This is a genomic window from Arthrobacter sp. SAFR-023 (genome assembly GCF_051965295.1).
Classification (GTDB): Bacteria; Actinomycetota; Actinomycetes; order Actinomycetales; family Micrococcaceae; genus Arthrobacter.
In genome coordinates this window covers 85,377-111,458 of sequence record NZ_JBQCMF010000005.1, presented here as the reverse complement: position 1 = coordinate 111,458, position 26,082 = coordinate 85,377, and the positions used below count along the sequence as shown (strand labels likewise).

28 protein-coding genes are annotated in these 26,082 nt (G+C 66.5%); 10 read left to right on the top strand and 18 right to left on the bottom strand.

The window, feature by feature from the left end; translation table 11 throughout:
- The 4 genes from ACTHQX_RS07415 (at position 1) to ACTHQX_RS07400 (ending at position 3,146) form a co-directional block, all read left to right on the top strand.
- Complete coding sequence (locus tag ACTHQX_RS07415; RefSeq protein WP_440156530.1) at positions 1-462, top strand: FAS1-like dehydratase domain-containing protein; 462 nt, start codon at positions 1-3, stop codon at positions 460-462.
- Positions 463-464: 2 nt separating this feature from the next.
- Entirely contained in the window at positions 465-902 is a 438-nt protein-coding gene (locus tag ACTHQX_RS07410; protein WP_440156533.1) for a MaoC family dehydratase, read from the top strand.
- A 19-nt stretch (positions 903-921) separates the two neighbouring features.
- Positions 922-1,977 (top strand): UDP-N-acetylmuramate dehydrogenase, encoded by a 1,056-nt coding sequence (locus ACTHQX_RS07405; RefSeq protein WP_440156535.1) that lies wholly within the window; start codon positions 922-924, stop codon positions 1,975-1,977.
- Positions 1,978-2,039: 62 nt separating this feature from the next.
- Entirely contained in the window at positions 2,040-3,146 is a 1,107-nt protein-coding gene (locus tag ACTHQX_RS07400) for a winged helix DNA-binding domain-containing protein (RefSeq protein WP_440156537.1), read from the top strand.
- Positions 3,147-3,276: 130 nt separating this feature from the next.
- Here the strand turns inward: ACTHQX_RS07400 and asd are convergent, their stop codons facing one another.
- From asd to ACTHQX_RS07335, 13 genes are all read right to left on the bottom strand, one after another.
- Positions 3,277-4,407 (bottom strand): aspartate-semialdehyde dehydrogenase, encoded by a 1,131-nt coding sequence (asd, locus tag ACTHQX_RS07395; RefSeq protein WP_236804581.1) that lies wholly within the window; start codon positions 4,405-4,407, stop codon positions 3,277-3,279.
- Between the two features lie 93 nt (positions 4,408-4,500).
- On the bottom strand, positions 4,501-4,911 hold the full coding sequence (locus ACTHQX_RS07390) for a hypothetical protein (protein WP_236804579.1): 411 nt from the start codon (positions 4,909-4,911) through the stop codon (positions 4,501-4,503).
- Positions 4,911-5,573 (bottom strand): hypothetical protein, encoded by a 663-nt coding sequence (locus ACTHQX_RS07385; protein WP_236804577.1) that lies wholly within the window; start codon positions 5,571-5,573, stop codon positions 4,911-4,913. Before ACTHQX_RS07385 ends, ACTHQX_RS07390 begins: the two co-directional genes overlap by 1 nt.
- Before the next feature lie 14 nt (positions 5,574-5,587).
- Positions 5,588-6,676 carry a WXG100 family type VII secretion target gene (locus ACTHQX_RS07380; RefSeq protein WP_236804576.1) on the bottom strand — a complete coding sequence of 363 codons (1,089 nt, stop codon included), beginning with the start codon at positions 6,674-6,676 and terminating at the stop codon, positions 5,588-5,590.
- A gap of 76 nt (positions 6,677-6,752) precedes the next feature.
- Entirely contained in the window at positions 6,753-6,971 is a 219-nt protein-coding gene (locus ACTHQX_RS07375) for an NF038396 family protein (protein ID WP_236804574.1), read from the bottom strand.
- A 3-nt stretch (positions 6,972-6,974) separates the two neighbouring features.
- Entirely contained in the window at positions 6,975-7,559 is a 585-nt protein-coding gene (locus ACTHQX_RS07370; RefSeq protein WP_236804572.1) for a dihydrofolate reductase, read from the bottom strand.
- Positions 7,556-8,359 carry a thymidylate synthase gene (locus ACTHQX_RS07365; protein WP_236804570.1) on the bottom strand — a complete coding sequence of 268 codons (804 nt, stop codon included), beginning with the start codon at positions 8,357-8,359 and terminating at the stop codon, positions 7,556-7,558. Before ACTHQX_RS07365 ends, ACTHQX_RS07370 begins: the two co-directional genes overlap by 4 nt.
- 9 nt (positions 8,360-8,368) lie before the next feature.
- On the bottom strand, positions 8,369-8,821 hold the full coding sequence (locus tag ACTHQX_RS07360) for a GntR family transcriptional regulator (RefSeq protein WP_236804568.1): 453 nt from the start codon (positions 8,819-8,821) through the stop codon (positions 8,369-8,371).
- The gene (locus ACTHQX_RS07355) at positions 8,818-10,491 is read right to left on the bottom strand and encodes a hypothetical protein (RefSeq protein ID WP_236804566.1); all 1,674 of its coding nucleotides are present in this window, start codon (positions 10,489-10,491) and stop codon (positions 8,818-8,820) included. Before ACTHQX_RS07355 ends, ACTHQX_RS07360 begins: the two co-directional genes overlap by 4 nt.
- A 96-nt stretch (positions 10,492-10,587) precedes the next feature.
- The gene (locus tag ACTHQX_RS07350; protein ID WP_236804564.1) at positions 10,588-11,559 is read right to left on the bottom strand and encodes an NUDIX hydrolase; all 972 of its coding nucleotides are present in this window, start codon (positions 11,557-11,559) and stop codon (positions 10,588-10,590) included.
- Between the two features lie 11 nt (positions 11,560-11,570).
- A complete protein-coding gene (locus tag ACTHQX_RS07345) occupies positions 11,571-13,820 on the bottom strand; it encodes an RNA degradosome polyphosphate kinase (protein WP_236804562.1) in 2,250 nt (749 codons plus the stop codon).
- A gap of 104 nt (positions 13,821-13,924) precedes the next feature.
- Positions 13,925-14,896 (bottom strand): mycothiol synthase, encoded by a 972-nt coding sequence (gene mshD, locus ACTHQX_RS07340; RefSeq protein ID WP_236804560.1) that lies wholly within the window; start codon positions 14,894-14,896, stop codon positions 13,925-13,927.
- A gap of 263 nt (positions 14,897-15,159) precedes the next feature.
- On the bottom strand, positions 15,160-15,858 hold the full coding sequence (locus ACTHQX_RS07335; protein WP_236804559.1) for a winged helix-turn-helix transcriptional regulator: 699 nt from the start codon (positions 15,856-15,858) through the stop codon (positions 15,160-15,162).
- A gap of 222 nt (positions 15,859-16,080) precedes the next feature.
- Between ACTHQX_RS07335 and ACTHQX_RS07330 the strand changes: the two genes are divergently transcribed.
- The 6 genes from ACTHQX_RS07330 (at position 16,081) to ACTHQX_RS07305 (ending at position 21,587) form a co-directional block, all read left to right on the top strand.
- The gene (locus ACTHQX_RS07330; RefSeq protein ID WP_236804557.1) at positions 16,081-16,872 is read left to right on the top strand and encodes a permease; all 792 of its coding nucleotides are present in this window, start codon (positions 16,081-16,083) and stop codon (positions 16,870-16,872) included.
- A 164-nt stretch (positions 16,873-17,036) separates the two neighbouring features.
- Positions 17,037-17,669, top strand: coding sequence for an FABP family protein (locus tag ACTHQX_RS07325; protein WP_236804556.1), 633 nt, complete (start codon positions 17,037-17,039; stop codon positions 17,667-17,669).
- A gap of 133 nt (positions 17,670-17,802) precedes the next feature.
- Positions 17,803-18,525, top strand: a complete 723-nt coding sequence (locus ACTHQX_RS07320; RefSeq protein WP_236804554.1) for a flavodoxin family protein — start codon at positions 17,803-17,805, stop codon at positions 18,523-18,525.
- Positions 18,526-18,566: 41 nt separating this feature from the next.
- Positions 18,567-19,652, top strand: coding sequence for a CAF17-like 4Fe-4S cluster assembly/insertion protein YgfZ (gene ygfZ / locus ACTHQX_RS07315; RefSeq protein ID WP_236804552.1), 1,086 nt, complete (start codon positions 18,567-18,569; stop codon positions 19,650-19,652).
- Positions 19,649-20,065: an ankyrin repeat domain-containing protein gene (locus ACTHQX_RS07310; protein ID WP_236804550.1), complete on the top strand. Its 417-nt coding sequence runs from the start codon at positions 19,649-19,651 to the stop codon at positions 20,063-20,065. Before ygfZ ends, ACTHQX_RS07310 begins: the two co-directional genes overlap by 4 nt.
- A gap of 4 nt (positions 20,066-20,069) precedes the next feature.
- Positions 20,070-21,587 (top strand): DHA2 family efflux MFS transporter permease subunit, encoded by a 1,518-nt coding sequence (locus ACTHQX_RS07305; protein ID WP_236804548.1) that lies wholly within the window; start codon positions 20,070-20,072, stop codon positions 21,585-21,587.
- A 14-nt stretch (positions 21,588-21,601) separates the two neighbouring features.
- On the opposite strand, the gene ACTHQX_RS07300 is transcribed toward ACTHQX_RS07305, so the two are convergent.
- From ACTHQX_RS07300 to ACTHQX_RS07280, 5 genes are all read right to left on the bottom strand, one after another.
- Positions 21,602-22,318, bottom strand: a complete 717-nt coding sequence (locus ACTHQX_RS07300; RefSeq protein WP_236804546.1) for a GNAT family N-acetyltransferase — start codon at positions 22,316-22,318, stop codon at positions 21,602-21,604.
- Between the two features lie 114 nt (positions 22,319-22,432).
- A complete protein-coding gene (locus ACTHQX_RS07295) occupies positions 22,433-23,458 on the bottom strand; it encodes a 6-phosphofructokinase (RefSeq protein WP_236804544.1) in 1,026 nt (341 codons plus the stop codon).
- A gap of 315 nt (positions 23,459-23,773) precedes the next feature.
- Entirely contained in the window at positions 23,774-24,028 is a 255-nt protein-coding gene (locus ACTHQX_RS07290; RefSeq protein WP_236804543.1) for a PspC domain-containing protein, read from the bottom strand.
- A 3-nt stretch (positions 24,029-24,031) separates the two neighbouring features.
- Positions 24,032-24,316, bottom strand: coding sequence for a hypothetical protein (locus ACTHQX_RS07285; protein ID WP_236804541.1), 285 nt, complete (start codon positions 24,314-24,316; stop codon positions 24,032-24,034).
- 1 nt (position 24,317) lies between these two features.
- Positions 24,318-25,991 (bottom strand): PspC domain-containing protein, encoded by a 1,674-nt coding sequence (locus tag ACTHQX_RS07280; RefSeq protein WP_236804539.1) that lies wholly within the window; start codon positions 25,989-25,991, stop codon positions 24,318-24,320.
- Between the last annotated feature and the right edge of the window lie 91 nt (positions 25,992-26,082).

Sequence of the window (26,082 nt, the reverse complement as noted above, 5' to 3'; positions counted from 1 at the left end):
ATGACTATCAATCCGGACCTGCAGGGACGAAGCTACCCTGCCGCTGAGGTGTATGACGTTGGCCGAGAGAAAATCCGCGAGTTCGCCCGCGCCGTCAAGGCCACCCACCCCGCCCACTTCGATGTTGACGCCGCGCAGAGCCTGGGCCACCCCGACCTCGTGGCACCGCCCACGTTTGCGATCATCATCGCGCAGCGTGCCGACGCCCAGCTGATCGAGGATCCGGAGGCCGGCATCGACTTTTCCCGCGTCGTCCACGCGGACCAGCGCTTCACCCACCACCGCCCCATCTTCGCCGGCGACCGGCTCGTGGCGGAACTGCACGTCGACGGCGTGCGCGCCATGGGCGGAGGTGCCATGATCACCACCCGCAGCGAGATTTTTGCACTGACGGACGGGGACGGGCGCGAGCCGGTAGCCACCACCAAGTCATCCATCCTGGTCCGCGGAGAGGGACAGTAGCCATGAGCCTCACATTCGAAGAACTCAGCGTCGGCCAGGACGTCGGCGGCCGCAGCATCGAGGTGACCCGGCAGGACCTGGTCAAGTACGCCGGCGCGTCGGGCGACTTCAACCCCATCCACTGGAACGAGGCCTTCGCCACGGGCGTCGAGCTTCCCGGCGTCATCGCCCACGGCATGTTCACCATGGGCGCCGCCGTGCAGCTGGTCACCGACTGGGCCGGTGACCCGGCCGCCGTCGTCGACTACCAGACCAGGTTTACCAAGCCGGTGCTGGTCTCCGACACCACGGGAACCGGCGACGCCGGTGCCGTCATCGACGTCAGCGGCGCGGTCGGCGCGCTGGATGCCGATGCGCGCACCGCACGCGTGGACCTCACTGTGGTGTTCGAAGGTCAGAAGGTCCTCATGAAAGCCCAGGCCCTCGTCCGGTTGGCGTGACGTGATGGTGAACCCTCCAATGCTTTCCGATCTGACTACGGCCGCCGTCGGCGGTCCCGCCGGCAAATACGTCGAGGCCCGCACCGAGGCCGAGATCATCGAGGCCGTGCGTGCCGCGGACGCCGCCGGTGAGCAGCTGCTGATCATCGGCGGCGGATCCAACCTCCTGATCTCCGACGACGGATTCCCCGGAACCGTCCTGAAGATCGCCTCGGAGGGGTTCACCGTCAACGCCGAGGACTCCTGCGGCGGCGTATCCGTGGTGGTCCAGGCCGGGCACAACTGGGACGCGCTGGTACAGCACGCCGTGCTCCACGCCTGGTCCGGCATTGAAGCGCTGTCCGGGATCCCCGGTGCCACTGGAGCCACGCCCGTGCAGAACGTCGGCGCTTACGGCGCGGACGTCTCGCAGACCATCGCCGCGGTCCGCACCTGGGACCGGGAGCGCAACGCCGTGAAAACCTTCACCAGCTCGGACCTGAAGTTCGGGTACCGGGATTCGATCCTCAAGCAGACCACTGTCAACGGCTCTCCGCGCTACGTCGTGCTGACCGTCGAGTTCCAGCTGCCGCTGGGCCGCATGAGCGCACCCATCCGCTATGCCGAGCTGGCCAGGGTCCTGGGCGTGGAGCAGGGCAAGCGTGCCTACTCGAACGACGTGCGCCGCGAGGTCCTGCGGCTGCGCGCCTCCAAGGGCATGGTGCTGGACCCGGCGGACCGCGACACCTACTCCACGGGCTCCTTCTTCACCAACCCGATCGTGCCGTCATCGGTGGCGGACGGACTGCCCGAAAACGCCCCACGCTACCCGGGCGGCTCCGACGGCGCGGTCAAACTGTCCGCGGCGTGGCTGATCGACAACGCCGGATTCGCCAAGGGCTTCGGGCTGGAGGACGGGAGCGTCTCCGGCGGCAGGGCCTCGCTGTCCACGAAGCACACCCTGGCCATCACCAACCGCGGCTCTGCCAGCGCCACCGACATGGTGGCGATCGCACGCGAGGTGCGTGCCGGCGTCGTCGGGCGTTTTGGCATCGAACTGCACCCCGAACCGCTCCTGATCGGCCTCTCGCTCTAGGTCTGGCCGCGCCTGCTCCGGTAACCGGGTTGCTCGGATACGGGGAGCCCTAGGATGGGGCCATGGCTGCAACAGTGAGGATCCGGGTTACGCCCAAGGTGATGGGCCGGCTGAGGCTGGCGTCGCAGGGCCTGCTGGGGGCCGGATTCACCGGGGTGCTGGAGGCAGTCCGCTCGATGGCCGCGATGCAGGCCCAGGATCTCCAAGCGGCGCTGTGGGCGGTGGGTATCCGGGTTCCCGGCGCAGGCTTGAGTGACGTCCGCCGCGCCCTGGACGACGGGTCCTTGGTCCGCTCCTGGCCCATGAGGGGGACTCTGCACCTGCTGGCGCCGGAGGATCTGCGCTGGATCCTGAACATCACCACGGCCCGGATGGTCCAGGGCACGGCCGGCCGGCACCGGCAACTGGAAATCACGGGCAGCGACATCGAAGCGAGCCGGGAGGCAGCAGTCGGCTTGGTTGACGGCGGACGGGCCGCCAGCCGGGAGGAGTTGTTCGCAGCCTTCGAGACGGCCGGGCAGCCAACCAGGGCGCAGCGCGGCATCCACCTGCTGTGGATGCTGTGCCAGAGCGCCACGCTGGTGCCCGGGCCGCTGGACGGCAACCAGCAGAAGTTCGTTGCGTTCGACCATTGGATCACAACGTCCCGCGACCTGGGCCGTGAGGAGGGGATCGCCGAGCTGCTGCTGAGGTACCTGCGCGGCCACGGACCCGCCACGCTGCGCGACTTCGCGTGGTGGTCCAGCATTCCCCTGACCGAGGTGCGGCGGGCCCTGCCAGCGGTGAAGAGCGAGTTGGCGGAGCTTGAGTACGACGGGATGCAGTACTGGACGTCCCCTGAGGCCGCAGCACTGCTGGACGAGGGCGTGCCGGGCCAACGCTCGGTTCTAGCCCTTCCGGGGTTCGATGAGTTTGTCCTCGGCTACACGGACCGGAGCATCGTGCTGCCGCCCGAGCATGCGCAGAAGATCGTTCCTGGCGGCAACGGCGTGTTCAAGAAGGCCGTCGTGGCCGGCGGCGAGGTGACCGGCACCTGGGCGAGGCAGGGGAGCGGGCGGACAGCCGCCGTCGTACCCTTTCCGTTCGATGAGACCAAGCCCCTGGGGCCGGCGGCGCTGGCGGGCTTCCGCCGGGCCGCCGAACGGTACGAGGGCTTCCTCGTTTCCTGACCGGCCTCGGCCCCGCGACCGTCCGGGCGCAGACGCAAAACCGGCCCCGCTCCGCATGAACGGCCGGCCCTGATACAGCAAGGGCAGGCCGGTCGTGCGGGGCAGGGCCGGTTGAGCGGCGCGAAGCTGGTTACAGCGTGCCGGTGGCGATGTTGAGCATGCGGCGCAGCGGTTCGGCGGCACCCCAGAGGAGCTGGTCGCCGACGGTGAAGGCGCTGATGTACTGCGGGCCCATCTCGAGCTTGCGGATGCGTCCCACGGGGATGGTCAGCGTGCCCGAGGCAGCCACGGGGGTCAGGTCGGCCATGGAGGCTTCCTTGGAGTTGGGCACCACCTTGGCCCACTCGTTGTCCTCGGCGAGCAGCGTCTCGATTTCGGCAACGGAGAGGTCCTCGCGGAGCTTCAGGGTGAGAGCCTGCGAGTGCGAGCGCATGGCCCCGATCCGCACGCAGAGGCCGTCCATGATCACGTGGTTGTCATCCGAGGTGCCGAGGATCTTGTTCGTCTCGACGCCGGCCTTCCACTCCTCCTTGGACTGTCCGTTGCCGAGGTCCGCGTCGATCCAGGGGATCAGCGAGCCGGCCAGCGGCACACCGAACTGGGTGGCGTCGATGTCGCTCCGCTGGTGGGCCAATACCTTGCGGTCGATGTCCAGGATGGCCGACGCCGGGTCGTCCAGTTCCGTGCTGACCTCGGCGTTGAGGGTGCCGAACTGGCTCAGCAGCTCGCGCATGTGCCGCGCGCCGCCGCCGGAAGCTGCCTGGTAGGTCATGGACGTGCCCCACTCGACGAGGCCGTTCTTGAAGAGGCCGCCGAGGCCCATCAGCATGCAGGACACGGTGCAGTTGCCGCCGACGAAGTCCTTGGTGCCGTTGGCGAGCCCCTTGTCGATGACATCGCGGTTGATCGGGTCCAGGACGATGATGGAGTCGTCATTCATGCGCAGGGTGGAGGCGGCGTCGATCCAGAGGCCGTCCCAGCCGCGGCTGCGCAGCTCGCCGTGGACCTGCTTGGTGTAATCACCGCCCTGGGCGGTGACAATAATGGGCAGCTTCGCCAGCGTGTCAACGTCGAACGCGTCCTCGAGCTTGCCTGCGCCTTCAGCAAACGAAGGCGCGGCACCTCCTGCGTTTGAGGTGGAGAAAAATACGGGGTTGATGTTGGCGAAGTCGCCCTCTTCCTGCATGCGCTGCATCAGGACGGAGCCGACCATGCCACGCCAACCGACCAGTCCAACGGACGGAGTAGCTGCTGTAGTCATTGGGACAGTTTATCTTTGGATTTGGCGGGCCGCAGTCGGTTACGTCACTGCCGGGCAGATAGACACGACGACGAGATCGACGAGCCGCTTCGCTCAGAGCGGCGCGCTGCTGGGCGTGGGTACCCCGCGTTGTTCCCGGATCTTCCTGGCCTTGAATTCGGACATGGCACAGTGAACGCCCCACCAGACCATCCCTGCTGCAAAAACGCTGAGTACGAGAAACCCCCAGGCTGGCTTACCGTCTGGCGACAGTGCGCCGGTTGCCACCACGATCATGAAGACGCCAACCACAGCCATCACAATAGTTACGACGCTGAGACCCCAGAGCGTAGAAACCCCATATCCCGGGCCATTGCGCCGGAAACCGATTTCGTCTTTCGCGTAGCTGTAGAGTTCACCGCTCATGGTCCGGGAAATAACCCGATGCTGCCCCGCAGCCAAGGCTTGCTTGTGCCACTCCCACACTTCTTCGTCGCGGGCCGAGCGTTCCGGGTTGCTGTGCATTATGTCTCGTTCCTAATCTTGCGTATTTGTTCGAGGACCTCGGAGTCCGAGAGCCCGGAAAGTTCCCCCACGACCTCGTCGTCGCCTTGGTTGATAAAGCCGACGCTCCAGCCACCGATTCCATGTTTGAGGAGGAGCCGGCGCTTGGCGGGATCTTCGCGCCGTAAAATGGTTGCTCCTCCCGCAGGGTTGTCCGAGAGATGTTTCCGCATAACGAAAAAGTTCGCTTCAGCGGCGGAGATATCCGGGTTTTGTGCCATTGCGAACCAAGTGAAGTACGCACGTGGCTGCAGGATGATCTGGTAGTCCTCGGATTCGACGGACAAGACGCTGTCTCCTGATCCGGGAACCAGGAGGGATATTTCCATGCGTCTGATAGCCGAAGTAAGCGCCGACGTGACCGCGGCCACGGGGCCTGCTACGGACAGTTCTCCGTCAGGCTCAACGGTGGCCAATCCCCTGGCAACCAAGGATGAAGCGCCCGCGGAAATGATTCTAATGTCATCCAGTTCGTCTCCAACGCGGAGGGCGTGGGCGGTAGCGGTGGCTGCCTCCCCTCGGTGAAGGTTCAGGAGGGTTATGATCTCGGCGAAACCGAAACCGATTGAATCGGGGTACTGGTTGTCCCTTGAGTCTGCTGGTTCAGTGATGGTCTCAGTCACTTAGCTTCCCTTTTCTAGAATCCAAAGAATTTCGACACGGCCTTCGCTCCGTCGCTAACGGCATGGCCCACCGCTTCTCCGGCATCGCCCACCGCTTCTCCGACATCGAGAACCGCTTCTCCAGCCGCTTCCGCGCCTTGTTCGACGGCGCCGCCGGCCGCGTTCCAGCCTTCAGCGATCTTGCCGCCCACCCCATTCACGAAGTTCTTCACGGCGGGGACGTTGTCGTAGATAGCAAGTGCTCCACTGGCTACCATGCACACTGTTCCGGCAGGTGGAGGAAAGAAGGATCCGACGCCGAGAATCACCTTCGCGCTGGAATAGTAGGCGCCGCCTGTGTCCCCGGTCTGAAACTTGTTCACTGCGTCTAGGGCGTCGAGGCCGACGCCTACCCCGCCGAGGGCGTGACCGAAAGCACCGAGAGCTTTAAACGCAGTAGTGTCCGGCGCCAGATTCAGCGCCGTATGGAGCTTCCCATCGAACAGATCGGACGACATATTGAAGTATCTGCTGATTGCGTTCGACTCTTTAAAAGTTTCCCAGGCGGCCTTTGACAGGAACTGGTTCACATGGGACTTGTCCAGCATCGAGGCCATGTCGTAGATGCCCGCACGAAGGTTCGGGAAGGCCTTGATCAGGTTGTAAGTTTCCCAGCCTTTGCGGAAGGGAGAGTTCTCGCCGTCGGCAAGCCAGTCCGGACCCAACTGAAAGGGTTTGCCGTCGCCGGCGGAGTCCCCTGTCCACCCCGGATCACCGGCGAACACGCCGATCGGCCCGCCGCCGGACCCCGGGGCGGCGTCGCTGGCCTTCTCCTGCTCGTTGGCGTTGTCCAGCAGCTTGCGGGATTCGTCCTTGAGGGCGCGCACCGTCCGCTGGATAAGAGCCCTGTGGTTGCCGTTCCAGTCCGAACGGAACTGGGTGGCGTCGTTGCCCTTCCAGGAAGGGTTGCTGTTGATCTGGTTGGTCAGCTGCAACGATGTCTGCATCAGGTGGTCGGAGACGCTTCCAAACTGCTGCGCGAGTGTGCGAAGTTGCGCAACGTCGGCGCCCCACAAATTACCTGTCACATCGTCCCCCAAAATTTGACCGTTCCAAACGGGCACGGTTGCTGCTAAGTCCAGCCATCACTCTAATTCGCGCCCCGGGCCGCCGCGATGGGCAGCACTCCCCATCCGGGCGCTACTGGCGGTCGGGCTCCTCCATCAGGGCGGTCTTGCGGGCGCGCAGGGCGAAGAAGGCGCCGAAGGCGAACGCCTGCGTCACCACCACCAGGACGATGATGCCGGCAATTTTGTTGCCGCCGAGGATCATTGTGAGCCCGACAATCGCGGACAGCAGGGCAAACAGCGGCAGCAGCATGTAGCCGAGCACGAAGAGGGTTTCGGGTTTACGCAGCATGTTCTAACCTTCCGGGCGGTTCCATTTGGTGAACCGGTAGCGGGTGCCGTTGGCTCCCGTGAACCAGCCGTCGGCCGGCACAGAGGCGCCGGCCACCCAGCCGTCGCCGAGCTCCGGGGCGTACGTGTCGCCGTCGGCGTCCACGTCGATGGTGGTGACCACGGCAACGTTGGCCAGGCCCGTGGACTCCTTGAAGATTTCGCCGCCGCCGAGGATCCAGACTGCTTCGCAGCCTGGGGCGAACTGTGATTCCAGCAGGGCATCATCGAGGGATTTGACGACGACGGCGCCCTCCGCCTCAGGCGAGCTGCCCCAGTTCTCCTGCCGGGTAATGACGATGTTCGTCCGGTTGGGCAGGGGACGGTACTTCGCCGGGAAGGACAGCCAGGTTTTCCGGCCCATGATAACGGGATGGCCGGTGGTGACTTTGGTGAAGTGCTTCAGGTCCTCGGGCAAGTTCCACGGCATGTCGCCGTCTTTGCCGATGACGCCGGCCGGCGTCTGGGCCCACACGAGTCCGATCCCGGACATCCCCGCGGCGATGTCCTCGCTGAAAGCCTGCGCATCCATAGTGCCCTCCGTGCTCATACGGCGATCGGCGCCTTGATGGTGGGGTGGTGCCGGTAGCCCACCACTTCGAAGTCGTCCAGGGTGTAGTCGAAGATCGATTCCGGCTTGCGGGTGATCTTCAGCTGCGGGTACGCGTACGGTTCCCGATCCAGCTGCTTCAGGACCTGGTCCATGTGGTTGTCGTAGATGTGCACGTCGCCGCCGGTCCAGACGAATTCGCCGGGCTCGAGGCCGGTCTGCTGGGCCAGCATGCAGGTCAGCAGCGCGTAGGAGGCGATGTTGAACGGCACGCCAAGGAACATGTCCGCGGACCGCTGGTACAGCTGGCAGGAGAGCTTGCCGTCCGCGACGTAGAACTGGAAGAAAGCGTGGCAGGGCGGCAGTGCCATGTCCTTGAGCTCGCTCACGTTCCAGGCTGAGACGATGTGCCGGCGCGAGTCCGGGTTCGACTTCAGGCTCTCCAAGAGCTCGGCGATCTGGTCAATGTGGCCGCCGTCGGGCGTGGGCCAGCTGCGCCACTGGACGCCGTAGACCGGCCCGAGTTCGCCGTCGGCGTCGGCCCATTCGTTCCAGATGGTCACGCCCTGGTCCTGCATCCACTTCACGTTGGAGTCGCCGCGGAGGAACCACAGCAGCTCGGCGGCTACGGACTTGAAGTGCACCCGCTTGGTGGTGATCAGCGGGAAGCTTTCGCTCAGATCAAAGCGGATTTGCCGGCCGAAAACGCTGCTGGTTCCGGTGCCGGTGCGGTCTGATTTGTGCGTGCCGTTTGCCATGACGTCGCGCAGAAGGTCTTCATAGGGCGTTGGGGTGCTCACCCGTCCAGTCTAGTCGGAGCTCGAGGGCGGGCCCGAAGGCAGGCCGCGGCGCCGCTGCAGACCAACACGGACCAGCGCAAGAAGCTCCTCGTCGGGCAGACCCGCCTTGGCCCCCGCTTTGATGAGATGTTCGACGGCGGCAGCCACTTCCGCTGCGGAGGCACCGGAGCCGGATGCATCGGACCCGGGCGCCTCGGCGTCCGACGCACTGTACGCCGGTAGCCCGACGACGACGGTTCCGTTCCTGCGCCGGGTCTCGATCAGCCCCGACTGTTCCAGTTCCTTGTACGCCCGGGCGACGGTCCCGGCAGCAAGACCCAGATCTGCCGCGAGGCTGCGGACTGCCGGCAAGCGAGTGCCGGCAGTGAGCCCGCCTGCGGCGATCAGCGCGCTGACCTGCAGCCGGATTTGCTCATAAGGGGGAGTGGGGGAACCGAGGTCCACCGAGATGCCCGCGGTCATCGGGCAGGTTCCACCGGTGTACGCCGGGTGGCCGGCGTGCTCCTGGGGCCGAAAGCGGTCACGGGAACCAGGGAAAGCACCACGGCGGCTACTACCAGCACGTACCCGCAGGCGGCTGCCGTCCCTTCCCACAGTCCCGCCGGAGCCGTCTGCATTCCCAGCAGCGCACTCCATGCCGGGCCTGCCGAAATCAGCAGGCCACCTGCTTGTGCCAGCAGGAAGGCGGCCAGAATCCGAACGATCCTGTTGAGCGTGACGGCGCGGAGCGCCGCGTCCAGTCCGTCATCCACGGTGACGCTGCCCACGGTGACGATGCCGCGGCGCCGGCGAACGGCTTGGGCGGCGGGCACAGCCGTGGCGGCGACGGCCGCAGTGGCCACCGCCGTCGGAATCCAGCTCGGGGCTCCAGGTGTTCCGGACGGAACGGCCGCTTCTCCGACGGCGGTCAGAACAACCAGGACTGCCAGCAGCAGCAGGCCAATGATCGCAGCGGTGAGGAGGGCGGGCGCCACCGGCTGGACGGGCCAGCCGCGGACTGCTGAGGCGGCGCCGTAATTCCGTTCCAGTAGCAGCTCGCCGGCCAGGATGGCCAGCAGGACGCACCCGGCCATCACAGCCGAGATGATGGTGGCACGGACCGGATTGGTGGAGCCCAGCAAGAACAAAACTCCCATGCCCGGCGCCACCGCGGCCAGCCCGAGGAGGGCGCCGAGGGACACGGTGAGCACCGCGGCGGGATGCTTCTCGCCGGGCAGATTCCGGACGATTTTCCGGGCGGAAGACGAAGCCCGGCGGATTTGGGCTTTCCGGGGCCGGAGGCTCGCCAGCTGCGGCGGCTGCCACAGCCACATCACGAACAGCACCATCATGGCGACCAGTGCGGCCGGGTTGGTCCAATCAGTGGTAACTGTGGGATCCGGCCGGGAAGCAAAGTTGCCGGCGATGGCTGCCAGTCCTGCGGCGACAGTCGAGACCGTCCGCAGCAGCCGGTTCATCGCGATGGTGCGGAGGAGGACGTTGTCGTCGGCATCAAGGGCTTCCAGCTGCCGGCGTCGGGAAATCAGCCACAGCACCAGAACCGTGCCGGCCGCGAGCAGCAGCAGCGCGGTAGCCAGGCAGGCCGCCAGTTCTGTGCCGGGAATCCGTCCGTCGCCGCCCACCGTGGGGCCAGCTTCCCCGCGGGGCGGGGAAGTGTAGGGCAAGGGACGGTACGCCGGTAGCGTGGCTGCCCACGCGATGGTTGCGGCGGAGGCAGCGAAAATGCCGAGCGTGGTCCACGCCAGTTTCCGCGGAAGAAAGTCCCTGACGCGCCGGACGGACAGGGTTGCCAGCCGGCGCGAACCCCGGGGACCGGGATAGCTGAGCTGGCCCAGCGCATGGACCCCAAGACAGCCGACGACCGGCCAGGCGAGCGCCTCCAGGATGTCCGCAGGTTGCGCCAGCGACGGCGTCTGGGGGTTGAGGAGAATGATGCCGGCGTTTGCTGCCCCTTGCAGGGTGCTCGCCAGCCAGCCGATCACGCCGACCCAGAGCGCATGGTCCGAAATGGACCTGGGCGAGGTGCCGCCGCCCGGCGCCCAGACAACCCAGCGCAACAGCCCGTAAATGCCCACTGCGGCCAGCAGCGGTCCCAGCAGCGCCATGGGCGGCAACTCAAACTGTAGTGGCATCAGACCCCCCAAATGATCCCGAAGCGCCATCTTTGTATCAAGTATTTGATACAAAGATGGCGGGGTCAAGGTGAAGGCCTGGACGGCGGTGGAGGCTCAGTCGTCGAAGGGCTTGAACTGCTCCACCGAGACGATCCTGCTCTTGCTGCCGTGCGCCACGTGGCAGATGATCATTTCCCCGGGGGCGAGATAGGGGTCTGCTACCGGCAGCAGGCCCCTGAGCCGCGGGGGCATGTAGCCGGCGAGCTGGCCCAGCACGGTGGGGAGGGCCGGACGGTGCGTGCACAGCACCACGGCGCGCTGCTTGTCGAATAACGCGTCCACCACGGCAGCGGTCTTCTTGGGATTGCGGGCATGCCGGTGCTCCGTGAGCGCATCCACGAGCTTCACCTTGGCGTCCGCTGACTTGACGTAGGGGGCGATGGTCGCCACGCAGCGAAGCCACGGGCTGCTGACCACGCGCAGCGGCTTCCACGCCTTCAGCAGCCGGTGCACGGCCTGGGCCTGGCGGATGCCGGTGGCTGCCAGGGGCCGTTCGCCTTCCGCTTTGGTCCATGACGACCGCGGTTTGGCCTTGGCATGGCGCACGATGACCAGCGGCCAGGTCTGCAGTTCCTTGCGGGCGTGCGCCGCGGCCAGGTATTCCAGCGGGGCCCGGTCCGAGGGGTTGGACAGCAGCTCGGCGGCACGCTCCGGTACGCACCACATGACGCTGTCCACTTCCTTGCCGTCGGGCCGCAGGGAATTGCCGGTGACCTCAACGGCCCAGTAGTGCACAACCTTCAGCCCGGCGGCGACATGGTAATGGATGGGCGGGAGCGGGATGCCCAGCGGCGCAACGAGCCCGATCTCCTCCTCCACCTCGCGGACTGCGCACTCGGGCACAGTCTCGCCCGGGTCGAGCTTGCCCTTGGGCCAGGACCAGTCGTCGTACCGCGGCCGGTGGATCAGGAGGACCTCCAGCTGGTCCTTCTTGACGCGCCAAGGCAGGGCGCCGGCGGCCGTGACGGCGACCGGCTCGCCCGGGTGATCGGTCTGATCCGCTATGGGTGAGTCGCTGCTCTTCAAAGGCCGGGTTCCTACCGCCGGACGACGGCGCGCTGCCGGGATCGTGATGCCAGCAGCCAGGACTGGACATCGTCCAGCTTGCTGCCGTCATCGCCGATGTGGTGGCGGGTCCACTCGCCGTCGCTGTCCAGGTGCCAGCTGGACGTCTCCGGGTCCATGTACCGGCGCATCAGGTCAAGGACGTAGGCGGTGTCCTCGCCGCCGGACAGCTGCACCAGCGCCTCCACCCGGCGGTCCAGGTTGCGGTGCATCATGTCCGCGGAGCCGATGTACACCACGGGGTCGCCTCCGTTGCTGAAGGCGAACACGCGGGAGTGTTCAAGGAAGCGGCCAAGGATGGAGCGGACCGTGATGTTCTCGCTCAGCCCGGGGATGCCGGGGCGCAGGGAGCAGATGCCGCGGACAATGACGTCCACCTTCACGCCGGCCTGGGAAGCGCGGTACAGGGAATCGATGATGGACTCGTCCACCATGGAGTTGACCTTGATCTGCACGCGCGCGGGGATGCCTGCGCGGGCATTGCGGATTTCGGCCTCGATCCTTTCGATCAGTCCCGAACGCACGGACCGGGGGGCCACCAGGAGCCGCTTGAAGGTCGACTTGGGGGCGTACCCGGAGAGCTGGTTGAACAGCTTGGACAGGTCCTCGCCCACCTGCTCGTTGGCCGTCAGGAGCCCGAGGTCCTCGTAGTAGCGCGCGGTGCGCGGGTGGTAGTTGCCGGTTCCGATGTGGCAGTAGCGGCGCAGCCCGTCCACTTCCTGGCGGACCACGAGGGACAGCTTGCAGTGGGTCTTCAGGCCCACGATGCCGTAGACCACATGGACGCCGGCCTGCTCCAGCTTGCGCGCCCAGGAGATGTTCGCCTGCTCGTCGAAGCGGGCCTTGATCTCCACGAGGGCCAGCACCTGCTTGCCCGCCTCGGCAGCGTCGATCAGGGCGTCGACGATGGGGGAGTCGCCGGACGTGCGGTACAGGGTCTGCTTGATGGCCTGCACCTTGGGGTCCGCCGCCGCCTGTTCCAGGAATGCCTGAACCGACGTGGAGAACGAATCGTAGGGGTGGTGCAGCAGGATGTCGCGGCGGCGCATCGCGGCGAAGACGTTCGCGGCCTTGGATGTCTCGGACTCGTTCAGGTACCGCGAGGTGTGGGGCACGTGCTTGGGGTAGTGCAGGTCCGCGCGGTCGATGTTGCCGATCACGGACAAGCCGCGCAGGTCCAGTGGTGCCGGAACTGAGTAGACCTCGGACTCGTCCACACCGAGCTCGCGGATGAGCAGGGCGCGGATGTTCGGGTTGATGTCGTTGGTGACCTCGAGCCGGACGGGCGGGCCGAACCGGCGGCGCAGCAGTTCCTTCTCAAGCGCCTGCAGGAGGTTCTCGGCGTCGTCCTCTTCCACCTCGACGTCCTCGTTGCGGGTCACACGGAAGGTGTGGTGCTCCAGGACCTCCATGCCGGCGAAGAGCTGGTCCAGGTGGACGGCGATGACTTCCTCGAGGGCGATGAACCGTGCCACGCGGCCGGGCACCGAGCCGGCCCGGGGACCGTCGATGGAAATCAGGCGGGGCAGCTGGTCCGGCACCTTGACGCGGGCGAACAGCTCCTTGTCACTGACCGGGTTCCGGACCACCACGGCCAGGTTCAGGGAAAGGCCCGAGATGTAGGGGAAGGGGTGGGCGGGGTCCACGGCCAGCGGGGTGAGGATGGGGAAGACCTTCTCCGCGAACATGGCGCTGAGCCGGTGCCGGGCCTCGTCGTCGAGTTCATCCCAGTGCATGAGGTGGATGTGCTCATAGGCCAGGGCCGGCCGGATCTGCTCCGCGTAGACCTGGGCGTGCCGCTGCTGCAGGCGGTGGGCCGCCTCGCCGATTTGCTCCAGGACCTGGACGGGGCTCAGGCCCGCCGGGGACGGGACGGCGAGTCCGGTGGCGATGCGGCGCTTCAGGCCGGCCACGCGGACCATGAAGAATTCATCGAGGTTGGACGCGAAGATCGAGAGGAAGTTGACGCGCTCCAGCAGGTACAGGGTGGGGTCTTCTGCCAGTTCGAGGACCCGGGCGTTGAACGCAAGCCAGCTCAGCTCGCGGTCCAGGAACCGGTCCGGGCTGATCTCTCCATCCGGCTCCAGGATGGCGGCGAACTCAGGAATGTCGATCCGGTCCTGTGTGGCGCGGGAGGCCGGCACTTCGGAGGAGCCGAACCGGGCGCGCACAGGCGCAGCCTTGATTTCGGTGGTGGCTGTTCCGGCGGATTCCGGTTGCATGCGCTCTCCTTGAGTACTGGCGGGTTTAGTTTCAACCTTACAAGCATTCAGGGGTCCGGGACCCGAAGATTTCGGGGCGGCCGGACCAAGCGTTAAAGAGCCGATTAACGCCCGTCAACCGGCCCGTACATCACGTCCATATCCCAGCGGGTGAAGCCCAGCCGCCGGTACAGCGAGACAGCCGGAGTGTTGTCCGCATCCGTGTACAGCATCACGGCGTGCAGGCCCTGCTGCTGGAGATGCCGGATCCCCGCGATGGTCAGCGCCTTGCCGAGGCCCATGCCCTGGGCTGCGGGCGTGACGCCCACCACGTAAACCTCACCGATGGCAGGGTGTGACCCGTGCTGCGGATGCACTTTGGTCCAGTGGTAGCCCAGGAGCCGCCCGTCCCGGCCCTCCGCCAGCAGGAAACCGGCGGGGTCGAACCAGGGTTCGTCCATCCGGGCCTGCAGGTCGGCCCTGGTCAGGGATCCTTGCTCCGGGTGGTGCGCGAACGCTTCCCGGTTGGCCACGAGCCAGGCTTCTTCGTCTTTCCCCGGCGCGAAGGCGCGGATCGAGACGCCGTCCGGAAGGCCGACGTCGGGCAGGTCAGCGGCGGCGGTGGTGAGCCGCATCTTCCACAGTTCCCGCACCGGGCCATAGCCGTACCGGGCCGCCAGGTCCGCGGCGGCCTCATGGTTGCCGTGCGACCATGCCTTGAGCCCGTCCAGGCCGCGCGATGACTTGAGCGTGCTGACGAGCCGGTCTGCCACGCCCTGGTTCCGGTAGCTGGGGTGCACTGCGATTTCCGCCACGCCTGTCCCGTCCGGCTCCTCGACGACCACGGCGAATCCGGCCAGGTCCTGTGCCGTGGCGGGGTCCGACTGCTCGTCCGGGGCGTAGAGGGCAAGGGTCAGCAGCATGTGCGGGCCCGTGTCCGCCGCGCGCATGGTCACGAGGGTCTGTTCGGAAATGGGCGGATTGCCGTCCGATTCCTCGGCGGCGGCCAGCAGGGCGCGGACGTCCCGCAGCAGCTCTTCATCCACGCCGCCCCTGATGACTAGGACGGGCCATTTCTCCGGGTGCGCAGGACTCATGCTGTAAGGCTATACGGACGCCACCCACGCGCGCCCGATTTGGAACATGCCGTGGCGCCCCGTATAGTCGTTACCTCAGCCGCCATTCATGGCAGGTTGTGAGGGGGATCCACCACTGGGGTGGCCTCGATACGTTCGACCCGTATGTCCTCCACTGATAAGTAGAAATACAGAACGGCCCGGCTCTGGTGAGCCGGGCCGTTCTGTATTTCTACTGCAGGTCCAGGCACTCTCCGCCGGCCCCTGGGGGTCCGGCCCGGGGCCTACGCCTCGGTGAGTTCGTCCTCCTGCTGGCGGATCAGGGTGAGCCGGTAGCCGACGTTGCGCACCGTGCTGATCAGGTTCTCGTGGTCGGCGCCCAGCTTGGCGCGCAGCCGCCGGACGTGGACGTCCACGGTCCGGGTGCCGCCGTAGTAGTCGTAGCCCCAGACCTCGGTGAGGAGCTGCTGCCGGGTAAATACCCGGCCGGGGTGCTGCGCCAGGTACTTCAGGAGTTCGAACTCCTTGAAGGTCAGGTTCAGTGCCGCGCCGTTGACGCGCGCCGTGTAGCTCGCCTCGTCAATAACGACGCCGGCGGCCCGGATCTCGGAGGGAGCCTCCTCCTGCTCCGGTACAGCCCGGGCGACAGAGAGGCGGATCCGTGCCTCCACCTCGGCGGGGCCGGCCGAGTCGAGCACGATGTCGTCGACGGCCCAGGCTGAGGATACGGCCGCCATGCCGCCCTCGGTGAGGATCAGCACCAGAGGTGCGCTGAGGCCGGTCGCCTTCAGGAGCTGGGTCAGGGAGCGGGCGCCCACTAGGTCCTTGCGCGCGTCCAGGAGGACGACGTCGCAAGGATCTGTCTCGAGCAGGGCGGTGGGCTCGGCGGGAAGGATATGCACCCGGTGGTTTAGGAGCTCCAGGGCAGGCAGAATGTCCACCGATGACCCGGTGCTGTTGGTCAGTAACAGGATGTGCGACATTATTCCTCCAAGGGGCTGTCCGCGCATCGTCGGGCGACTGAGCTGATGTCTGAGTATACCCAACGGCTCCCTGACGGACATGGGTGGGCCAGGCCCGCGCGCCTTGTTTACGACATATGGCGGTCACATAGGGCAGGATTGAAACCGTCAGGGGGCCGAGCCCCTGCCCGTCAACGGCACAGCCAGGATGAGGTCGCAGCAGATTTGAGTGCAGAGTCCGAGATGAGTACGCCAGGGCCTGCCCCCGAGGTGAGCGCTCCTGCCACTGGCGGCCGGACGCTCCGGTCATGGAGCATTGGAGTCGTTGGCCTGGCGGGCCTGGCAACGCTGGTGGCCAGCGTCTTCCGGACTCCGGACGTCCTCCTCGCGGTTGCCGTGCTTTTTGCCCTGGGGATCGGCGTCGGCTGGCCCCACTACCTGGGAATCCCTGCCAAGAAAACCCTCGCTGCCGTGATCGGACTGTCCGGGGCCGGCTCGGCCGTTGCGGCCACTTTCGCGGCCGCCCCCGGCTACCTCAACTGGACGCCCGGCTTCATTGCCCTCGGTGTCACGGCTGTCTTCATCGTCCAGCTGATGCGAGGCACTGGCCAGGCGCAGCGCCTCGAGTCGACACTCGGCTGCAGCGTGGGCGTCCTCCTCTCCTGCCTGGGGTCCGGATGGATCGCCGGCACCAGGTTCAACGGTGTCAAGGAGATGGTGCTGGTGGCCGGCATCAGCGCCGCCGTCGCACTGCTCGCCGGCCTCATCCGCTGGCCGGACCGGATCATTGCGCCACTGGGCATCACCCTGGCCGGACTGGCCGGGCCGCTCGCCGGGCTGGTGTTCTCCGACATCGCCGTTTTGCCCGCGGCAGTGTTCGGTGTGGTGGTCGGGGCGGTCCTAGTCAGTTTCCGCCGGCTCGTGACTCTCCGGGGCGCTCCGCTGAACTTTCCGGCTGCCCTGGGCATGGGCCTGGCGCCCATTTCGGCGGTCGGTTCGCTCGCCTACTTCATAGACAAACTACTCATCTCCTGACGGGTTAGGATGGCATCATGTCCGTACTTGCATTTGAAATCTTCTTCCTTGTCCTGCTCGGCGTTGCCAGCCTTTCCATGGCCTGGTTTGCCGGTTTTGTTGTCTACCGCCTGTTCAAGGGACAGCGGTAAACCCCTGCTTAGCGGTTTCGAGAGGTAGCGGCTGTGCCTATTGAAATTCCTACAGACCTGACCCCCGAACTGGTTCCCCTCTCCTGGCTCATCGGTGAGTGGGAGGGCCGTGGCCGGCTCGGGGCCGGTGATGAAAGCTCAGAGCACTTCCTGCAGCATGTTTCCTTCACCCACAATGGTCTGCCGTACCTGCAGTACCGTGCGGAAAGCTGGCTGACCGACGAGGACGGCACCAAGCTCCGGCCCCTCACAGTTGAGACCGGTTTTTGGGCCCTGGAGCGCAAACAGCTGGAGGCCGACAGCGGCCCCGGCCTTGTTCCCGGGGACATCGTGCCCGTGCTGAAAAGCGCTGACGAGGTTGAGGCGCTCCGCAACAAGGACGGTGGCTTCGACATCTCGGTGTCCATCAGCCACCCGGGCGGCATCTCGGAGCTGTACTACGGGCAGATCAAGGGCCCGCAGATCCAGCTCAGCACCGACATGGTGATGCGCGGCAGCCACTCCAAGGACTACAGCGCGGCCACCCGGATCTTCGGGCTGGTCGAGGGCAACCTCCTCTGGCGGTGGGATGTGGCCACCGGCAGCCCGTCCGCAGGCACCGCGGCTGCTGAACCGGGCAATGGCCTGGAGGCCCACGCCTCGGCGTTCCTTAACAAGGTCTCCTGAACTCAGCCACCCGCTGCTGCGCACACCGCTGCTGCACCCGGCTGCTCCGAAACCCTGTTCCGCCGCGCTCCTTTCGGTTACTTTGGCCTCAGGTCTCCACGCCTGAGTCCAAAGTAACCCGATGGAGTGTCCGATGGATGAGTCCCAGCCGCCGGCTGACTACAGCGACCTCAAGGCCGTGTACTTCAACGGCACCCTCAAGCGTTCGCCGGAGAAGAGCAACACCGAGGGCCTGATCACGGTGAGCCGGCTGATCATGGAGAAGCAGGGCGTGACCACCCGGGTCATCCGGACTGTCGACCACGACATCGCCAGCGGCGTTTACCCGGACATGCGCGAGCATGGCTGGGCGACCGATGAATGGCCGGAGCTGTACCCGGCCGTCAAGGACGCGGACATCGTGGTGGTGGCCGGACCCATCTGGCTGGGGGACAACTCCTCACAGACCAAGAAGCTCATCGAGCGGCTCTACGCCCATTCGGGCCAGCTCAACGAGAAGGGCCAGTGGGCCTTTTATCCGAAGGTGGGCGGTTGCCTGATCACCGGCAACGAGGACGGCATCAAGCACTGTTCCATGAACGTCCTCTACAGCCTGCAGCACATCGGCTTCTCCATCCCGCCGCAGGCCGACGCGGGCTGGATCGGCCCCGTCGGGCCGGGACCCAGCTACCTGGACGAGGGTTCGGGCGGTCCGGAGAGCGACTTCACGAACCGGAACACCACGTTCATGACGTGGAACCTCCTGCACCTGGCCCGGACGCTCAAGGACGCCGGCGGAATTCCCGCCTATGGCAACCTTCCGGAAGAATGGAAGGCCGGAACCAAGTTCGGTTTCGAAAACCCGGAATACCGCTAGGTGGCCGGAATACCCTCCCAGCCAAGGACGTTCCCCTTCATATGACTACCAAGAGCCCTCTGTTGTCGCGCCCTGGCGCCGTTGAAGCGGGCGGCGCCGACGCCGGCGTCGCGTCCCATTACGGCGAACCGCTGCGGGAGCAGCGCGCCCTCGCGGCAGGGACCGCCGTCGTTGATCTTTCCCACCGCGGCGTGGTGACGGTCACCGGACCGGACCGCCTGAGCTGGCTGAACACCCTGTCGTCCCAGCAGGTCACCAATCTCAAGCCCGGCGAGTCCAGCGAACTGCTGCTCCTGAGTGTGCAGGGCCGCATCGAATTCGATGCGCGCGTGGTGGACGACGGCGGGACCACCTGGCTGATTGTCGAGGCGGCCGAAGCGGGTCCCCTGGCCGAGTGGCTGACCAGGATGAAGTTCATGCTCCGCGTCGAGGTGGCGGACGTGTCGGCCGACTGGGCAGTTGTTGGGTCCACCAAGGCCGTGCCCGAATGGTCCGGCCTGCAAGTGTGGCAGGACCCCTGGCCGCACGTCGGTGCGGGCGGGTACGCCTACTCCGTGGTTCCGGAGGACACCCACCCGGGGGCCGAACGCCCGTGGTTTGAATATCTCGTGCCCGCGGCGGAGCTTGAGCAGACGGTGGGGGACCGCAAGCTCGCCGGCGTCCTCTCCGCCGAAGCCCTGCGCGTGGCTGCCTGGCGTCCGCGGCTCGGTGCCGAAACGGACGACAAGACCATCCCGCACGAACTGGACCTGCTGCGCACCGCCGTGCACCTGGCCAAGGGCTGCTACAAAGGCCAGGAGACCATCGCCCGCGTCCACAACCTTGGCCACCCGCCGCGGCGCCTGGTGTTCCTGCAGCTCGACGGGTCCCAGCACACCTTGCCGGCCGCCGGCAGCGAGGTCCTGGTGGGGGAGCGCAAGGTGGGCGCCGTGACGTCCGTGGCGCAGCACTATGAGATGGGCCCCATCGCGCTGGCCGTCATCAAGCGTTCTGTCGCGCCGGATGAAATACTGACGGTAATGGACGGGGATGAACCGTACACAGCCGCGCAGGAAGTAATCGTGGCGCCCGACGCCGGCCAGGTGGTCGGAAGGCAGACAGGATTCCTGAGGGGGACCCACAGATGACAGACTCCACCGCGCCCGGAGACCAGGCTCAGCAGCAGCCGGATGAGGAAACCCTCGCCCTGGCGCACACCCTCTTCGACGCCGCCCGCAACGGCGAGACGGAGCTGCTGCGCAGCTACCTCAACGCCGGCGCCCCGGCCACGCTGACCAACTCCGCGGGCGACTCGCTGCTCATGCTCGCCGCCTACCACGGCTTTGCCGAGACCGTGCAGCTGATCCTCCACCACGGCGGTGACGCCAACGGAGCCAACGACCGCGGACAGACACCGCTGGCCGGCGCCGTCTTCAAGGGCTACTCGGACGTCGCCCGGGTGCTGCTTGACGCCGGAGCAGATCCCGACGCCGGCACCCCCTCCGCGCGTGCCGCCGCCCAGATGTTCGCCCGGACCGACATCCTGGAATTGCTGGGCTGAGCACTTGGAGAACGTCAGCAGGCCGTGGCCTGCACTCTGGTCCCTCGTCATCGGATTCTTCATGATCCTGATCGACACCACGATCGTTTCGGTGGCCAACCCGCGCATCATGGAGGGGCTGGACACGGACATCAACGCCGTCATCTGGGTCACCAGCGCCTATCTGTTGGCCTATGCGGTGCCGTTGCTGATCACCGGCAGGCTCGGTGACAGGTTCGGGCCCAAGCGGCTGTACCTGTCCGGCCTGGTGGTCTTCACCCTCGCCTCGCTGTGGTGCGGACTCTCCGGCAATGTGCAGATGCTGATCGCGGCGCGCGTTCTCCAGGGGCTGGGTGCAGCGCTGATGACGCCGCAGACCATGGCCGTGATCACGCGCATCTTCCCGCCGGACCGGCGCGGCGCCGCCATGGGTCTGTGGGGTGCCACTGCCGGCGTGGCCACGCTGGTGGGCCCGATTCTCGGCGGCGTGCTGGTGGACGGGCTTGGCTGGGAGTGGATCTTCTTCATCAACGTACCCATCGGGATCGTCGGCTTCATCCTCGCCTGGCGGCTGGTGCCGTCCCTGACCACCCACCCGCATAAGTTCGACATCCCCGGCGTGGTGCTCAGCGCCGTCGGGCTTTTCCTGCTTGTCTTTGGCATCCAGGAGGGCGAGACCTACAACTGGGGCACCATCACCGGTCCGGTCACGGTGTGGGGGCTGATCATCAGCGGCCTCGTTGTGCTGGTGCTTTTTGTCGTGTGGCAGGCGGTCAACAAGGGTGAGCCGCTGCTTCCGCTGGGTCTCTTCAAGGACCGAAATTTCTCGCTTGCCAACATCGGGATCACCACGGTGGGGTTCACCGTCACAGCTTTTGGGCTGCCGCTAATTTTCTATTACCAGATGGTGCGGGACATGACCCCGACGCAGTCGGCCCTGATGATGGTGCCGATGGCGCTGATTTCCGGCGGACTGGCGCCCGTTGTGGGGCGGATTATCGACAGGGTCAACCCCAAATACATCACATCCACCGGGCTGCTGCTCATGGCCGCGGCGCTGTTCTGGAATTCAGCCCTCATGCACCCGGACACCCCGGTGTGGCTGTTCCTGCTCCCCAGCGCGGTGCTTGGCTTCGCGAACGCAGGCATCTGGGCGCCCCTAAGTTCCACCGCCACCCGCAACCTGCCCGTGCGGCAGGCGGGGGCCGGGGCGGGCGTCTACAACACCACCCGGCAGATCGGCGCTGTCCTCGGCAGTGCCGCCATCGCCGTCCTCATGCAGGCCCGGCTCGCGGCGGAACTCCCGGCGGCACCGGGCGCATCCGACGGAGCCGGGGGTGAAGCCGGCGGCTTCGGCGGCCAGCTGCCTCCGGCCCTCCATGAGGGCTTCGCGACGGCGATGGGCCAGTCGATCATGTTGCCTGCAGCTGTGATCGTGCTCGGCGCAGCGGTGGCACTGTTCTTCGCCCGGCCCAAGGCAGTACAGGGCTGGGGCGGACAGCAGCCGGCCGCCGACCAGGACGCGGAGGCGACAACGCGCTAGCAGCCTGGCGGCGGCTAGCCGAGCAGCGCGCTGGTTTGGATGCCGCCGGTGGAAAAGCCCAGGCTGCGTGCCGTGGCCAGCGAGCCCTTGTTGCTCACGTCGGTGCGCCACTGCAGCGTCAGCCCGGAGGCCAGCGCTTCGTGGGCAGCCACGGAGGCCGCGAGCGATCCCAGTCCGCGGCGGCGCCACCCGGGGGCCACGAGAACCCCCATGTTCGCCAGGATGCCTTCCCATTCCGAGTAGGCGCCGCAGGCCACCGGCGCGCGCTGCCCCTCGTCGTCGTGCATGATGGTGTACCGGTTCTCGAGGTCAGACAGGCCCACCTCGTTCACGTCATCGGGCGGGCACAGGCCTTCAAGCTCAATGGCCTCGGGGTTGCCGTGCGATACCGTCAGGTCCTCCGCCGGCTGCAGCAGCGGCAGGTCGTCGGCAAAGAAGAGCGCGGCGGAGCCCTGGCCATGTCCGCCGTGCCGGCGGGTGATGGTCAGCAGGGTAACGTGCTGGGCCATCTCCTCGTCCGAGATTCCGGCCGCGGCGTCCAGCGCCCACTGCGGACCCACCAGGGCCGAGCTGCCGAACAGCCGCACGAATTCGACCGAGTGCGCGGAGTCGTCCACCCTGGTGATCCGCTCGCCGGTTTCCAGCGCACGGGCGAACGCGCCGTCGTCGAGCCCCAGGCGGCGCGCCCAGGCAAGCTGGATGATGGCGGCGGATCCGGGGTCAAGACTCATGATCCCAGCCTACCGAGAAGCGCGAACTGGCAGATAATGCCCTCAAAAACCAAAAAACAGGGCATTAACTGCCAGTTCGCGCCGCTGGAAGCCGGACGGGAGTGGGAGCGGGGCTTAGCCGAACAGGACCGCGGCCTCGTCGTAGCGGTGCTGCGGGACGGTCTTGAGCTTGCCCAGCGCGGCTTCGAAGCCCACATGGTCAATGTCGGTGCCGCTCAGCGACACCATGGTGCCCCAGCGCCCTTCGACCACGGAGTCGACGGCGGCCATGCCCAGCCGGGTGGCCAGGACGCGGTCGAAAGCGGACGGGACGCCGCCGCGCTGGATGTGGCCCAGGATAGTGGCGCGGGTCTCGATGCCGGTCCTGGCTTCGATTTCCGGGGCCAGCTGGTCGGCGATCCCGCCCAGCCGCGGCCGGCCGAAAGTGTCCAGCCCGCGTTCGGAGTGCGGCGATTCCATGTGCTCCGGCACGAATCCCTCGGCCACCACCACCAGCGGCGCACGACCACGGTCATGGGCCTCGGTCACCCATTTGGTGATCTGCTCGATGCTGGTCTTCTGCTCCGGAATCAGGATGGCGTGGGCGCCCGAGGCCATGCCTGCGTGCAGGGCGATCCAGCCGACGTGGCGGCCCATGACCTCGGCGATCATGCAGCGGTGGTGGGATTCGCCGGTGGTCCGCAGCCGGTCGATGGCCTCGGTGGCAATCTGGACGGCGGTGTCGAAACCGAAGGTGTAGTCCGTGGCGTCGAGGTCGTTGTCAACGGTCTTGGGAACGCCGACGATCTTCAGGCCGGCGTCGGTGAGGCGTTTTGCGGCCGCAAGGGTTCCCTCGCCGCCGATGGCGATGATGGCGTCGATTCCCAGCCGGTCCATGTGGGCCTTGATGACGTCCGGTCCGCCGCCGTTCTCGAACGGGTTGGTGCGGGAGGTGCCCAGAATGGTGCCGCCCTGCTTGGCAATACCGCGGACAAGAGTACGGGGAATAGGGATGATGTCACCCTCAACCACTCCGCGCCAACCGTCGAGGAACCCCACGAATTCGTGGCCGTGGATGGCAATGCCCTTGAGGACAGCGCCGCGGATAACCGCGTTAAGTCCGGGGCAGTCGCCGCCGCTGGTGAGGATTCCGATTTTCATTTTCTTGGCTCAAATCCTGGTTCGAAGGTTTTACGGGCAGAGCGCCACGCTGAGCTCAATTAGAGATTCTAGTGCGGAGTGTGGGGTAGGACACAAACGGTTACAGCCCCGGTGGTCCGGACGCAGGGGTCTGGACGCGGCGGTCAGGACGCCGGGGCCCGGAGACCGGGACCCGAATACGGGACCGGTAACGGCCGGGACGGCAGAGCGCCCCCGTTCCGGCGGGAACAGGGGCGCTGCGTAAAACGGTGTACGCGGATAAAACGGATGACGGCGGGTTTCCGCTGGGCGGTTCCGGCCGGCCGGAGCGGGGTACTACCGGCCTGTGCCGCGCTTTGCGAGGAAGGACTCAAGCGCGATCGAGTCGTTCTGGTCCGGCAGGATCAGCCATGCCGCGAGGTAGAACACGACGGCCGGGCCCGGCAGCAGGCAAAAGAGGAGAAAGGCGATCCGGACGAATGCCACGTCCACGTTCAGCTTCTCGGCGATTCCGCCGCACACGCCGCCCAGCCAGCGCTGGGGTCCGCGCTTCAGGCCAATGCCCCTGACAATGCTGTAGAACTTTTCCATGGTTTAAGACTTCCCGTTTGTTGTGCTGTTGTCACGTTTGCGAGCTGAGAGCAGCCCGCCGATCACCAGCGCGGCCCCGGCTCCGATCATCAGGCCGATCAGCACATAGGTCCCGTTCAGGACCACGATCCCCAGCTGGGAGACGGTGATCAGGACGGCCAGGGCGAGGACCACGAGTCCCCAGACGATGGTGCCCACCCGTGCGGGCGCTTCGGCGGGTTCGTTGTTGCCCACGGTGGGCGGTTTGGGCGCAGGGTTTGTTTCCGGTGACGGATCAAAACTGCTCATGTCAGTTTCCTTCCTGGATGGTTACGTTACTCACGGTGCCGTCGATCTGGAGGATCAGCCGGGCGCCCGGCTTGTCCGAGTTGTAGCTGCTTTGCCGGGAGGTGATGCCGCTTCGGTTACCCGCGCCCTCGTTCAGGTTGCCCAGGGTCATGTCGGCCCGGACATCCACCGGCACTGTGCTCGGAATGACCACCGTCAGGTTGCTTGCTGTGGCGTCGAGGGGAATTACGACGTCGGTGCCCAGGGGCGGGTTCAGGTTCAGGCCGGTCAGGTCCACAGTTCCGTGGCCTCCGGTGATCTGGAAGCCTTGGCGGGCCTGTTCGATGCTGACCGGGTTCCAGTCCGCGTTCTGGAAGCGGAACCGGTCACCGTTGGGCACTGCGCTGAAGACGCCGCCGACGATGAGCGCCACCACGGCGAAGAACCCGAGCACACCCGAGGTCCTGCCGCGCATCCCGGCCAGTAGGATGCCTAGGCCAAGGACCGCTGCGCCGGCTGCCCAGACCACGGCGTTTGCCGAGTCGCCGAGATCAATCAGGTTGCCGGCGTCGAGCGCCTTGAGCGTGCCGCCCGCCAGCAGCGCCAGTCCGGCGGTGATGGCTACGGCGGGAGCGCCCGGGCCGCTCGGCCGCGGCTTGGGTGCCGGCGTCGGGACCGGAGCGGGCCGGCGGGGCGGAGTGCCGCCCCCGTAACGGGCTGTGGAGCTGTACGGGGCGGTGGGGCCGTACGAGGTGGCGGAGCCGTACGACGGGATGGCGTCCGGAGTCGGCGGCACCGTGTACGGCTGGGTGGGCGTATGGCTTCCGGCAGCGAAGGCGGACGCCTGGAACTGTGACGTAGCGGACGGAGACGCGGAAGATCCGGCTGCGGCAGCCGCGGGTGTGTTGCCGGTGTAGCCGTAGGCCGCCCGGCCGACGGTGGTGGCGTCCATTGGCGCTCCGCTTCGGTTCTTGTTGCGCTGGGTCAGGAAGTAGATGAGGTAGATGACACCGCCGATCCAGAACAGCGCCCAGAAGAAGCCGAAGCCGTCGTGGCCCCATCCCCAGAAGCCGCCGCCCATGCCGGTGAGCCCGATGATTGAGGTGATGAGCGCCCCCGTCATGCCCGTGCTCCAGCGGCCGGCGCCTGCCTCCTGGGTGTGGATCCGGCCATCCGGCTCCGGCAGCAGTGCCCAGCCGAGGCCATACAGCAGGACGCCGATGCCTGCGAACAGCGTCAGCACGATGAAGATGCCGCGCACGATCAGGGGATCGATGCCCATCCTCTCAGCGATGCCGCTCGAGACGCCGCCGATCCACCGGTCGCGTCCCCGGTGTACTCCGTGGCTTCGGATCCAGTCGAAGAAGTTCACCGGCTGTGCGGCACGGCCGTAGCCGGGAGAGCCATAGGCGGGAGCGCTATAACCGGGAGCACCGTACGCGGACCCGGCGTGGGTTCCGGAGGGAGGGGTGGCTCCAGCGGAAGTGTGCGGAGGTTCGTCGGCGGCGGGAGACGGGAACAGCGGCTCCGTGGGATTTTCCGGCGCAGGATTTTCCGGCGCGGTGTTTTGCGCTTCCGCGTTGTCCGGCCCGGTAATTTCTGCCGCTGCCGGCTGTTCCGGTTCCTGGCCGGTGTTGCCCTCGGACGGGGTGCCCGGCTGCTGGCCTTCATTGGGGTTGGGGTTCTGCGAGTTCATACTTCGATAGTGCCGTTTGGGCTGGTCAGTCCTCTATTGGGGAACACCCTGAGCCGTCCCTGACTTACCCCGGGTTCACCCTCACAACGGG